The organism is Vibrio sp. B7 (assembly GCF_963888765.1).
Taxonomy (GTDB): Bacteria; Pseudomonadota; Gammaproteobacteria; order Enterobacterales; family Vibrionaceae; genus Vibrio; species Vibrio anguillarum.
In genome coordinates this window covers 1-12,036 of the sequence record NZ_CAWPKR010000010.1, presented here as the reverse complement: position 1 = coordinate 12,036, position 12,036 = coordinate 1, and the positions used below count along the sequence as shown (strand labels likewise).

Sequence of the window (12,036 nt, the reverse complement as noted above, 5' to 3'; positions counted from 1 at the left end):
CCACGCAATAAAAAGCCCGAAACTAAATTCCGGGCTATGGCATCGGTACTGATAATAAATTATTTGTTCAGATAAGTTAAAAGCTCTTCAGCCGAAATACCCTGCTTTGCCAATTCCTTCGCCATGATTTCGACTTGCTCGCCTTTACGCGCTTCAATCACTTGTTGAAACTGAAAGACTAAATCACGCAGAACTGGTAATGGTACTTGTTTGGCGGCACTGCGAATACGCTCACTACTTTGGTTGCCTAATTCATTCAGCAATTTTCCGAACATGACCTTTTCTGGAGACTCGTCGAGTTGTTCCCAAATTCGAGCCATTTCATAGGTTGTCATTGACATTGTTGTTTCGTTTCCAAAGTGCAATTGAAATAATTAAGTGGCTAAATATACACCCGTTAAAAAGAATATAAAACAGCAGGTGACAATTTATTAATTCACCACTAATTGATGCCAATAACGCCCTGCTTTAGAAAACAGGATAAACAACGCTGGCGCAATCAGCCACATTTGCAGTGCAATTAATATCTGAGGCTCTAACCCAACACGCTGCATGGTGCCAACTAACAGACCTGCACCACTCATCTGAAACAAACCAAGCAGTGCTGCGGCGGTTCCCGCACGGTCACCAAATGGCGCCAGTGCTTTTCCTGCGGCCGCTCCCAGAATCCAAGCAAAACCGATTGATGACATAAAAATGGGCAGCATAAAGGCAATCGCCGTTTTCTGTTGTGCCAGCGCGACCATGGTAGTCCCCGCAATCAATAACGTGCCAATTCCAACCACCAGCGCCATATGGGTACCAAACCTATCCATAAATTTCGGCGCACTTAGGCAGGCAACGATATTAATGATGGCATTGAGTCCAAACCAGAAAGTAAATTCGTTCATGGTTAATCCATAACCTTCCATCAATACCACTGGGGCAGAAGTGACATAGGCTAAAATAACCGCCATCGCTAACATACACAATGAAGCATGGAAGAGAAAAGATGGTGTTTTCAATACGGACCAGTAACGCGATAACTTAAAGAACGCTTGCTGTTCGGTGGCTTGCGGGTTGGTTTCTTTCATACCAATCACCATCATTAAACCCGCGACCACGGCAAAACTAGCCATAAAGCTGAAGTTACTGCGCCAGCCAAATTGCTGAGTTAACCAACTACCAAGGATTGGCGCTAATGCAGGAATAAAACAGATTGCACCATTTAAGTAGCTGATCATTTTGCCGCTACGTTGTGGACCAAAAATATCGCGAACTGTTGCAAAAGCCGCTACCGATGTCGCGCACGCACCGAAGCCTTGTAGTAGCCGAGCCATCAGCATCCATTCAATACTTTGAGCGGCCCACGCCAAGCAAGCACTCAATGCATAAATACTGATCCCTCCTAATGCAACAGTTCGACGACCGAGTTTGTCCGCTAGCGGGCCAGCAAAGAGTTGACCGACTCCCATAGCAAACAGAAACCAAGTAATCGTATCTTGTGCATAAGCGTGTTCCACGTGAAACGTTTGAGAAATTTGCGGTAAAGCTGGTAGATAAATATCAATCGCTAACGGGCTAAACAGAACCAACAAAATCAGTAATGCCAATTGACGCTTACTATGCGCGTCAGAGGTTATTTGCTTCACGAAACACTCCAGTAATGAGAAAGAACACACTTTTACAACTCGGCTATAATAGAGCAATGATGATATGAATAGAAATGGCTTATACTCATCACAATTATTCCCAAATGGAAATACAGATGAATATAGAAAAATTAGCCAGAATCGATCTTAATTTGCTTGTTTGTCTGTCCGTACTGCTAGAAGAACTGAACGTAACGCGCGCCGCCCATCGCCTCTGTTTGAGTCAATCTGCCGTCAGTAAATCGCTTGCCAAGCTTCGTCAGCAGTTTAATGACCCGTTGTTTATTCGTAATTCACATGGCTTAAAGGCAACGCCACAAGCGCTCTATCTCAAACCCAAACTAGACACTCTCATCAATCAGCTCGAGCTACTCACTCAACCACAACAATTTTCACCACAAAGCAGTGAATACCGTTTTCATATTGCGGCAGTAGAAAGCGTCTACCCATTAATTCTCCCTCATTTTTTGCCCGCTATTTTCAGCCAAGGTCCAAACCTCAACATCAACACTCACTCATGGAACGATCAAACCTTTAAGAAATTGCAGCTTGGTGAGTTGGATTTAGGCATTACCGGCAAGGACATTGATATCAATGATGCCAAATTAACAATGCTGCCACCCAGTGATATCTGTGAGCAAGAGATCTATCGAGATAGCCAAATGTGCGTGGTACGTAATGACCACCCAGCATTACGAGACAATTGGACGTTAGAGCGCTATTTATCGCTACGTCACGTACAAGTGCGCTGCGATGGTAATGATCGCTGGCTACTCGACTATCGCTTGGCGGATATCGGCCGAGAAAGGGACATCGCAATTACAGTACCGGATTTTAATAGTGCCGCCAGCCTTTGTACTTATACTGATTTTATCTTTACCGCGCCGAGCCACTTCACCCACCTAGTAGCCAAGCAGATGGATCTCGTCGTGTTGCCATTACCGATGGAATTTCCACCTATGGCTTATACGTTATTTTGGCACAGAGACAGAGAAAGTGACCCCGCATTGAGCTGGTTAAGGCAGATGATCCAAACCAAAACACTGCATCTCAGGTGAAGCTGCGGTTTGCGCCAGTTCGATAAAAAGAGTAGCTTATTGAAGCTCGTCCCCATCGCCACAACCCCATAGACACAATAATAAAGTCAGGGTTTGCTATGGATTTGCACAGCTCCCTACACCTACAACGGACGGTTATGAGAAAGGATATAACACAGATGCATGATTCAATCGCACAACGCGTATCAGCCTTACGTGGCTGGCTCACACAGCAAGGGCTTGATGCCATCATCATTCCACACGAAGATGAATATCTCGGGGAATATGTACCGCAACACAACGAACGCCTACATTGGTTAACTGGTTTTACTGGCTCGGCAGGCGCGGCTGTGGTCACCCACGATAACGCGGCTATTTTTGTGGATGGCCGCTATACAGTGCAAGTTCGTAAACAAGTGCCAGAGGCAACCTTTGAGTACCGTCACTTGATTGAAGAGCCCGTTCTCGATTGGCTCCAAAGCGCATTGGTCTCAGGTAGTAAAGTGGGATTTGATCCGCGCATGCATCGAGCAAGCTGGCTTAAAACGGCACAGGCAAAATTGTCTGATGAGTTACAGCTTATTGCCGTCGGCAATAATCCAATCGATGAGTTATGGAAAGACCGTCCTAGCGCTGCAATTTCAGCAGTGCGCTTGATGGGTAATGAACTCGTCGGTATCAGTAGCCATGATAAGCGTGAGCAAATAGCTCATCAGCTGAGTAAGAAAAAGATTGATGCGGCGGTACTGACAGAACTTGATTCCATCTGCTGGCTGTTAAATATCCGTGGCCTTGATGTTTCCCGATTACCAGTATTACTTTCCCATGCCATTATTTATGCTGACTCCAACGTCGATTTCTTCCTTGACCCTGCTCGTCTTCCTGCGGAATTTGACAAGCATGTCGGTGGCGGCGTTCGTGTTCACCATCCAGATCAATTAGAAAAGCAGCTTAACTTACTCGCAGGTAAAAAGGTGATGATCGATCCTGCCACCAGTAATGCATGGTTTACGCTGACTTTACAAAATTCCGCTGCTGAAATCATTAATGACGCCGATCCGTGCTTACTGCTAAAAGCGGCAAAAAATGCAACCGAAGTCTCTGGAATGAAAGCGTGCCACGTGCGTGATGGTGTGGCGATGACGAAATTTCTTGCTTGGTTGGATAATGAAGTGACCAGCCAAAGACTGCACGACGAAGGTTATTTATCTGACCGCTTACAAGCATTTAGAGAGGAAGATCCAACTCTAGCCGATCTTAGTTTTGATACTATTTCAGCGGCAGGCAGTAATGCAGCTATGTGCCATTACAACCACATCAACCAAGTAAAACCAGGACAATTAGCTCAAGACTCACTTTATCTTGTCGATTCTGGCGGCCAATATTGTGATGGTACGACTGATATTACGCGTACCATTGCCATTGGTAACCCCAGTGAAGAGATGAAAAAACAGTTCACTTTAGTGCTGAAAGGTCACATTGCATTAGCCAGAGCACGCTTTCCAAAAGGTACCTGTGGTCATCAGCTTGATGTACTTGCCCGTCAGCACCTATGGGCTAATGGTTTTGATTATGATCATGGCACTGGTCATGGAGTCGGCCACTTTTTGAGTGTCCATGAAGGGCCACAACGCATCAGCAAAGTTTTCAACAACGTCGCACTACTTCCGGGTATGGTGCTGTCGAACGAGCCCGGTTATTACCGTGCCGATGCGTTTGGCATTCGTATAGAAAACTTAGAACTGGTGGTCGAAGTTGAAACACAAGGTGATTTCTCTGTGTTGGGGTTTGAGTCTCTCACGCGTTGCCCGATTGATAAGCGCGCGATCAACATCAATATGTTAACTCGACCAGAGCTCACATGGCTAAATGACTACCATCAAAAAGTATGGGATCAAGTTGGTCCACTCGTTGAGGGTGATAACAAAGCGTGGTTGCGCCAAGCGACGCTGCCTATTGGGCATGATTAAACAACAGCATGATAAAACAAATGCGCTGTAGGTAGTTTATCTGTAGTAACTTAACCTAGAAAGATGAAAGGCGACCTCGAGTCGCCTTTACTTTAACTTATGATTCTCTTAACTCGAACTCACCTTAATTAGCTAAATCATCATACTTTAATGCATCCATATGTTTCACGTGAAACGTGCAAGCCATAATCTCATCCAGAATAGGCAGCATGCCAATCTCGCCACACGACTTCAAAACCTTGCCCTTTAACAGCGGCGGCAACTTGTGCGGCTGTACGTTCATCGCTAATCACAAATTGCTCAAGTTCGGTCTCTTGCATTGCATAACCTCCAGGCTGTGTTTTTGATCCCGCCGATATGCTGGTGATCCCAAGTGGGATGAGCTTATCCCTAAAGTGCGCCGATTCGCGGGTAGAAAGCGAGAGTTCCACTTCTGAATTTAGCAAGCGAAATGCACAGATGAGCTGAACCAGTTGCTTGTCAGACATAACCGATTTAGGTTGCAGACCACCTTCACAAGGTCGCAAGCGAGGAAACGAAATCGAATAGCGCGTCTTCCAATATCTCTTTTCAAGATAATCCAGGTGAGCGGCCACGTAAAAACAATCGGCCCGCCAATCTTCCAAACCAATCAAAGCGCCAAGACCAATCTTATCAATCCCTGCCCGAGCAAGTCGGTCCGGTGTTTCTAGGCGAAAGTTAAAATCCATTTTGTTGCCTCGCAAATGATGTAAAGCGTAAGTCGATGGATGATAAGTCTCTTGATATACCATTACCGCATCTAAACCTAAGCTCTTTAGCTCCGCATAGTGCGCTTGCTGAAGCGGTTGAACCTCCATAGCAACATAGCTGACTTGACGCTTTATCAACGGCAGTATCTGCCGGAAATAGTTCATGCCTACTTTGGTTTCATGCTCACCGGTTACCAGCAACACATTATCAAACTGCATCTGCTTGATAACCGCTAATTCACGTTCAACTTCATGCAAACTTAATGTACGCCGCTTGATGCGATTCTCCATCGAAAATCCACAATAAGTGCACGCATTGGCACACAAATTTGAAAGATAAAGCGGGATATAAAAAGAAAGAGTATTGCCAAAGCGTTGCCTCGTCAGTGAGTAAGAAAGTTGCGCTAACTGCTCGATATAAGGCTCAGCAGCAGGAGAGATTAATGCCTTAAAATCCTCCAAATCGCGCTTCTCTTTATGCAATGCTCGCTCGACATCTGACGCTGTTTTGGAACGGATTGATAACGCAATATCGTCCCAATCGAGTTGTTTGAAACGTTCTAAAAAGCTCATCGCTATTGATCCAAAAATGCAGTTAGAGGGCTGGATGCGATAGCATGATGAACCTGAGTTGCAAGCCCAGCCTCATAAGCCATTCGACCCGACTCCACCGCCAACTTAAATGCCAACGCCATTTGTATCGGATCGCGTGCGGCCGCAATTGCGGTGTTAACTAAGACTGCATCCGCGCCCAATTCCATCGCAAAAGCCGCATGCGAAGGCGCGCCAATACCGGCATCAATAATCACGGGGACACGAGCTTGGTTGATGATGATTTCTAAAAAATCTCGTGAGACCAGCCCCTTATTCGATCCAATTGGCGCACCTAATGGCATTACGGCCGCGCACCCCACCTCCTCTAAACGCTTACACAACACGGGGTCAGCATGGCAATAAGGTAATACGAGAAATCCATCTTTCACTAATTGTTCCGCTGCCTTTAACGTTTCGATAGGGTCAGGCATCAGATACTTAGGATCGGGATGAATTTCTAGCTTCAGCCAAGATGTCGATAACGCTTCACGCGCTAAATGGGCTGCAAAAATCGCATCCTTCGCATTTTTCGCACCCGATGTGTTGGGTAAAAGATGGACGCCTGACTCGATAAGTGGCGCTAAAATATCATCATTTAGTTGATTAAGATCGACTCGCTTTAATGCCATTGTCGCCATTTGTGAACCAGATATGGCAATAGCTTTTGTCATTAACTCTCGGTTGGCAAATTTCCCCGTACCAGTGAACAGGCGAGATTCAAACTGTTTATTCGCTATCGTTAACATTTAGCCTCCTGCAATGGCTTGAAACAGCGATATTTGGTCGCCTTCACTTAATAGGGTCGTTGACCACGCACTACGCGGCACTACGCTCTGATTCAGGGCAAACACGCAACCGGTAATCGTGATCGAAAGCAGTTTGGTGAGATCCGCAATACTGGTTCCCGCTGAAACTTGATGAAACTGCTGATTAATCTTGATGGTTATATCTGACATGTGGCTTCTCCCTTCATCTGATCAGTCTGTGGGTACCCACACACCTCGCACTGAGGATCTTTAACAACATTTAAGGTTTGGAATTGAAACAAATGAGCATCAAACAGTGTCAGTTGGTTAGCATTACGCATCGTCTGTCGAGTCAATATCATGATGGCTTGTAAAGCTTGCAGGGTTCCGATGATTCCGACGACAGGCCCCAGAATACCGAATTCATTACAACGCTGCGCGGCAGGCAGTTCGCTATCAGGCACTAAACAGTGATAACAAGGTGACAACGGCAGTTGATCAAAAGCAATGACTTGCCCCTTCCATCCAATAGCCGAACCTGAAATCAATGGCTTAATTAGTTTACGGCACAACTGGTTAATTTGCTGACGACTGTGGATGTTATCCGTGCAGTCAAGAACGACATCAGCATTCAGCACTTCCAGTTCGAGCTGAGTACCAATAAGGCGTTTAGATATCGCTCTTACTCTGCAATCAAGGTTGATGGCTTTAATTTGCTCTGCCATCGCATCGACTTTGGTTTGACCAATTTGCCTCTCTCGGTAGATCACCTGCCGAGGTAAGTTGCTGCTTTCAACTCGGTCATCATCCACTATTACCAGTTGTCCAATACCAGCACTCGCCAAATACAAAACAGCCGCAGACCCTAAACCACCACAACCAATAACCAGCACTCGGCTATCAAGTAAAGATTGCTGTCCATTCTCACCTATTTCAGGGAGCGCAAGTTGCCTTTGATAACGGATAAATTGCGCATCAGAAAGCATAATCACATACCTCCTCAGCACTACTTGGTAATAGGTTTTGTATGATTCGATTGAAACTATCAATGACCAACTGAGGTGATTTTGCTTCTGTCACTGCACGTACAACGGCCAAGCCTGATACATCGCACTGCCAAACTTGCAATGCGTTCTCTAGGTTAATTCCGCCAATTGCAACTGTGGGTATTTTTGCACTTACAACTTCATCTGAGTTGGCGGCACAACTTAAACTCTCAATTAGCTGCTGGTAAAGTTTCAACCTAACAAGCCCTTGTGGCTTAGAGGGCATAATTTTGGTGGTGGTTGGGAATATGTGACCCAAAGCGATATAGCTGAGATTTAGTGAAGCGATGTTCAGAATCTCATAATAGCCGTGAGTTGAAATGCCTAAACAGATCCCAGCTTGAGCAATTTGTGCTAAATCTGCATTGGTGAGATCTTCTTGTCCAAGATGAATGCCAAAAGCACCATGCTTTATCGCAAGCTGCCAATGATCATTAATGAAAACCTGTGCTTGATAGGCTTGTCCAAGCTCAATAGCGGCGATAATTTGTGATTCGAGATCAGGATGTGTTGAATCTTTTATTCGCAGTTGGATTGTCTTTACACCAAACTTCAATAACCGCTCGACCCACTCAGCGCTATCCACAACAGGATAAAGGCCAATATTTTTGTCTATCTTTGGAAAACAGATATGATTTTGTTTATCGTCAGCAAAGATGCCAGCTACTGAATGTTGTAACTGAGGAAAATATCGGCTATCCGTTGGCCATGTTTCACGTGAAACACTCATTGCCGCGCGAGCAACCACTAAAGCATCCTCTAGTGGAAAGTCGAGACACAACAATGATAGAACCCAAGCAAAGTGCTCACTCTTTGCATCAGCAGCATGAGCATTCGTAGAGTATCTTATACTACGCAGCTCTTCTCCGTGATACCACTCATCAACATAGTCGTGTGAGTCAGCAGCTGTAAGCCCTATCTTGACCAAACAAGTTTCTCGTTTCTGGGAGTGCTCAAATGGCATTTGAGCGCAAAAATTGACTTGGTATTGCAAGAATAAATTGGGCTTATCAGTTAAAACACTTAGCGCATCTTCGCACGAGGCTAAGTAATCTCTGCCAATCAAAGATGAGTATGAAGGCGTTACTAATTGACAATATAAAGTTGGGCTGGCACCCAAAAAAATATCATCGATATCAAAACCATGATGCTTGGCCAATAGCAAAACCTGTTGTACTTGAGCAGTCAACGCAATGTCATCACGGGGGATAAGTAATTGAATCATCTAATTACTCCTCGCTAACGACTGACTGTTGACTAACAGCAGGATGATAAAGCTCTGATCCTGAGGCTTTAAACTCTTGCGATTTCTGTCTCATGCCTTGTAACGGGTCATCTAGCAGCGTAACGGAAATGAGCGCATCAGCAGCAACTTGCTTGGTATCTAGCGCATACTCTCGAACCTCTTGAGAGATTTTCATCGAGCAGAATTTCGGCCCGCACATAGAGCAAAAATGCGCGACTTTACCAGACTCTTGCGGAAGAGTTTCATCGTGAAAAGCACGCGCTGTAACTGGGTCTAATGCAAGATTGAATTGGTCTTCCCAACGAAACTCAAAACGTGCTTTCGATAACGCATTATCGCGCACTTGTGCTCCCGGGTGCCCTTTCGCAAGGTCTGCAGCATGTGCTGCCAATTTATAAGTAATTAAACCCGTTTTAACATCTTCTTTGTTTGGTAAACCAAGGTGCTCTTTCGGTGTTACATAGCAAAGCATCGCGCAACCATACCAGCCAATCATCGCAGCGCCAATGCCGGAAGTGATGTGATCATATCCCGGAGCAATATCGGTAGTTAATGGACCCAAGGTATAGAATGGCGCTTCATGGCAATGCTTTAATTGTTCATCCATATTCTCTTTAATCAAATGCATGGGGATATGACCAGGGCCTTCAATAATGACCTGTACATCATATTCCCACGCTATTTTAGTCAACTCACCTAAAGTGCGCAGCTCTGCAAATTGTGCTTCATCGTTAGCATCGGCAATGGATCCTGGCCGTAGTCCATCCCCTAAGGAAAGGGCGACGTCATACTTGGCGCAAATTTCACAAATTTCACGGAAATGAGTGTAAAGAAAACTCTCGGTATGATGGGCTAAACACCATTTAGCGATAATAGAGCCGCCACGCGAAACGATACCAGTAACACGTTTCGCGGTCATTGGCACATAACGAAGCAACAAACCAGCATGAATTGTAAAGTAATCAACACCTTGCTCCGCTTGCTCAAGTAAGGTATCGCGCATTACTTCCCATGATAAATCCTCCGCAATACCATTTACTTTTTCCAATGCTTGATACATAGGCACAGTGCCAATCGGTACGGGGCTATTACGCAAAATCCATTCTCGAGTTTCGTGAATATTGCGACCAGTAGAAAGATCCATCACGGTATCCCCACCCCAGCGGGTTGCCCATACTAATTTTTCAACCTCTTCTTCAATTGATGAAGAGACAGATGAGTTACCGATATTCGCATTCACTTTGACGAGAAAATTACGGCCAATGATCATCGGCTCTGATTCAGGATGGTTAATATTCGACGGGATAATGGCTCGTCCTTCGGCAACTTCACGACGTACAAACTCAGGAGTTATTCGCTTTGGTAGATTAGCCCCCAAATGAATCCCTGCATGTTGCTGGCTGAGCTGTGCATCCATACACTCTCCGCGTCGCGTATTTTCGCGAATGGCAATGTATTCCATTTCGGGTGTGATAACACCTTGCCGCGCATAATGAAGTTGAGTAACGCACTTCCCTTTCTTTGCTCGGCGTATGGCTGGCAAGTTCCCATAACGTAGTTCGTCCAATGTATCATCAGATAAACGTTCTTTAGTGTAAGCAGAACTGACCTCATCAAGCCACTCGGTATCATCCCGCTCAGCGATCCATTTTTCCCTTAATTTAGGCAAACCTTGATATAAGTCGATAGTATGAGATGGGTCGGTATAGACACCTGAAGTGTCATAAACGCATATAGATTCATTCGGTTGATAAATCGGTGAGGACTTTGTGCCCCCGACCAAGCTGTCAGCTAGTTTAATCTCACGCATTGGCACGCGGATATCCGAACGTGAACCAGTAATATAGATTTTAGAGGAATTTGGGTAGGGTTCGACAGACAATGTGTCAATGAATTGTTTGGCTTTCAGTCTCGCTTGTTTGCGACTCGACATAGCATCTTCCTTTTTGTACTAGGGATAAATGCTTGACGGATTAATGCACAAGAGTTGATCAAAATAGAGTTTTGATCTTAAGGATATAACGCTAGATAGATCACTAGCAGGTTATATTCTCTTGTTCCCTTCGCAGGTATTAGCCTGATCAGGTTCAACGGATCCCGAAAATACGGTCTCAGCCTTATGGCACTCCGACAAGTTGAGTCACGATTATAGGGAAAGACTATCCATTAACCAAGATGAAATTGTAATTTCGTTAACTTCTCATCAACAACTGGAAACCTATCCAAGCCGCTGAGATACTTAGCACCACGTTTAATAAGACATTAACACCCATTTTCAGAAAGGCTCCTTGCTGCATCAGCAATACATTATCCATAGAAAATGTAGAAAATGTGGTTAATGCACCCAAGAAACCCAAACCAATAATCTGGCGCCATGGCTCAGTTGCAAGTAATTCACTCTCAAAAGCAGCGATCAATAACCCCATAATAAATGAACCGACAACGTTAACGGTGAGCGTTCCATAAGGAAACCCGCGTCCTAACAAGAACACACATAGCTCGGTAACTAGATAACGTGCACATGCGCCAAATGCGCCACCTAATGCAATAAAACCTAAAATAGACAGCTGTCCCATAGCGAATTCCTAAAAGTAACCGTCGTTATTTTAACCGCTAAGCATAATAAATCGAACCTAATTACTAAAATAATCAAGGAAAGTTATGCTGATAATCTAGTGCTTTTAAAAAGTTACATCCGTCACTTACTGAGTAAATGGATAAGCTAAACCGCTCTTAATGCCAATTGAAGTAACAATATGATCTAATTAAGGCTATTTCACGCTCGGGATCGCTTTCTTGGATACAGCTTGAGTACAGAGAGCTGGCCACAAAAATGTGCCGAAGGGATGAGGTAAACGGAATTAGTTAATTTTTCGGATTGCTATCATAGAGGAAGTGAACAGATAGCAAAAAGCCTCAGCATTTCTGCGGAGGCTTGATAGATGGCAGGGGTGGAGAGATTCGAACTCCCAACACGCGGATTTGGAATCCGCTGCTCTGCCAGTTGGAGCTACACCCCTAAATAATTTATGCTT

11 protein-coding genes, 1 tRNA gene and 1 riboswitch are annotated in these 12,036 nt (G+C 44.8%); of the genes, 2 read left to right on the top strand and 10 right to left on the bottom strand.

Going from position 1 to position 12,036, the window contains the following annotated elements; translation table 11 throughout:
- Positions 1-59: 59 nt before the first annotated feature.
- Both tsrA and AACV32_RS04840 read right to left on the bottom strand, forming a co-directional pair.
- A complete protein-coding gene (tsrA, locus tag AACV32_RS04845) occupies positions 60-341 on the bottom strand; it encodes an H-NS-like global regulator TsrA (protein ID WP_017044523.1) in 282 nt (93 codons plus the stop codon).
- Between the two features lie 90 nt (positions 342-431).
- Complete coding sequence (locus AACV32_RS04840; protein WP_235652717.1) at positions 432-1,631, bottom strand: multidrug effflux MFS transporter; 1,200 nt, start codon at positions 1,629-1,631, stop codon at positions 432-434.
- A gap of 116 nt (positions 1,632-1,747) precedes the next feature.
- On the opposite strand from AACV32_RS04840, the gene AACV32_RS04835 reads away from it, so the two are divergent.
- Both AACV32_RS04835 and AACV32_RS04830 read left to right on the top strand, forming a co-directional pair.
- On the top strand, positions 1,748-2,689 hold the full coding sequence (locus AACV32_RS04835; protein WP_026028511.1) for a LysR family transcriptional regulator: 942 nt from the start codon (positions 1,748-1,750) through the stop codon (positions 2,687-2,689).
- A gap of 158 nt (positions 2,690-2,847) precedes the next feature.
- A complete protein-coding gene (locus tag AACV32_RS04830) occupies positions 2,848-4,638 on the top strand; it encodes an aminopeptidase P family protein (protein WP_170895699.1) in 1,791 nt (596 codons plus the stop codon).
- A 191-nt stretch (positions 4,639-4,829) separates the two neighbouring features.
- Here AACV32_RS04830 and thiH read toward each other — a convergent pair whose 3' ends face one another.
- From thiH to AACV32_RS04790, 8 genes are all read right to left on the bottom strand, one after another.
- Positions 4,830-5,942 (bottom strand): 2-iminoacetate synthase ThiH, encoded by a 1,113-nt coding sequence (thiH, locus tag AACV32_RS04825; protein WP_017049606.1) that lies wholly within the window; start codon positions 5,940-5,942, stop codon positions 4,830-4,832.
- Positions 5,943-5,944: 2 nt separating this feature from the next.
- Complete coding sequence (locus tag AACV32_RS04820) at positions 5,945-6,709, bottom strand: thiazole synthase (protein ID WP_017044528.1); 765 nt, start codon at positions 6,707-6,709, stop codon at positions 5,945-5,947.
- The gene (thiS, locus tag AACV32_RS04815; RefSeq protein WP_010319419.1) at positions 6,710-6,919 is read right to left on the bottom strand and encodes a sulfur carrier protein ThiS; all 210 of its coding nucleotides are present in this window, start codon (positions 6,917-6,919) and stop codon (positions 6,710-6,712) included. It abuts the gene before it with no gap.
- Complete coding sequence (locus tag AACV32_RS04810) at positions 6,907-7,695, bottom strand: HesA/MoeB/ThiF family protein (RefSeq protein WP_017050822.1); 789 nt, start codon at positions 7,693-7,695, stop codon at positions 6,907-6,909. Before AACV32_RS04810 ends, thiS begins: the two co-directional genes overlap by 13 nt.
- Positions 7,685-8,980 carry a thiamine phosphate synthase gene (gene thiE / locus AACV32_RS04805; protein WP_017049608.1) on the bottom strand — a complete coding sequence of 432 codons (1,296 nt, stop codon included), beginning with the start codon at positions 8,978-8,980 and terminating at the stop codon, positions 7,685-7,687. The genes AACV32_RS04810 and thiE overlap by 11 nt, the downstream gene beginning before the upstream one ends.
- Positions 8,981-8,984: 4 nt before the next feature.
- Complete coding sequence (thiC, locus tag AACV32_RS04800) at positions 8,985-10,934, bottom strand: phosphomethylpyrimidine synthase ThiC (RefSeq protein WP_026028513.1); 1,950 nt, start codon at positions 10,932-10,934, stop codon at positions 8,985-8,987.
- Between the two features lie 108 nt (positions 10,935-11,042).
- Positions 11,043-11,141: riboswitch (TPP riboswitch) on the bottom strand.
- Between the two features lie 52 nt (positions 11,142-11,193).
- On the bottom strand, positions 11,194-11,577 hold the full coding sequence (gene crcB, locus AACV32_RS04795) for a fluoride efflux transporter CrcB (RefSeq protein WP_013855606.1): 384 nt from the start codon (positions 11,575-11,577) through the stop codon (positions 11,194-11,196).
- A 367-nt stretch (positions 11,578-11,944) separates the two neighbouring features.
- Positions 11,945-12,021 (bottom strand) — tRNA-Trp (locus AACV32_RS04790).
- Positions 12,022-12,036 lie beyond the last annotated feature (15 nt).

Coding starts and splice junctions, on each gene's coding strand:
- tsrA (WP_017044523.1), bottom strand. CDS start 341: ATGTCAATGACAACCTATGAAATGGCTCGAATTTGGGAACAACTCGAC.
- AACV32_RS04835 (WP_026028511.1), top strand. CDS start 1,748: ATGAATATAGAAAAATTAGCCAGAATCGATCTTAATTTGCTTGTTTGT.
- AACV32_RS04830 (WP_170895699.1), top strand. CDS start 2,848: ATGCATGATTCAATCGCACAACGCGTATCAGCCTTACGTGGCTGGCTC.
- thiH (WP_017049606.1), bottom strand. CDS start 5,942: ATGAGCTTTTTAGAACGTTTCAAACAACTCGATTGGGACGATATTGCG.
- AACV32_RS04820 (WP_017044528.1), bottom strand. CDS start 6,709: ATGTTAACGATAGCGAATAAACAGTTTGAATCTCGCCTGTTCACTGGT.
- thiS (WP_010319419.1), bottom strand. CDS start 6,919: ATGTCAGATATAACCATCAAGATTAATCAGCAGTTTCATCAAGTTTCA.
- AACV32_RS04810 (WP_017050822.1), bottom strand. CDS start 7,695: ATGCTTTCTGATGCGCAATTTATCCGTTATCAAAGGCAACTTGCGCTC.
- thiE (WP_017049608.1), bottom strand. CDS start 8,980: ATGATTCAATTACTTATCCCCCGTGATGACATTGCGTTGACTGCTCAA.
- thiC (WP_026028513.1), bottom strand. CDS start 10,934: ATGTCGAGTCGCAAACAAGCGAGACTGAAAGCCAAACAATTCATTGAC.
- crcB (WP_013855606.1), bottom strand. CDS start 11,577: ATGGGACAGCTGTCTATTTTAGGTTTTATTGCATTAGGTGGCGCATTT.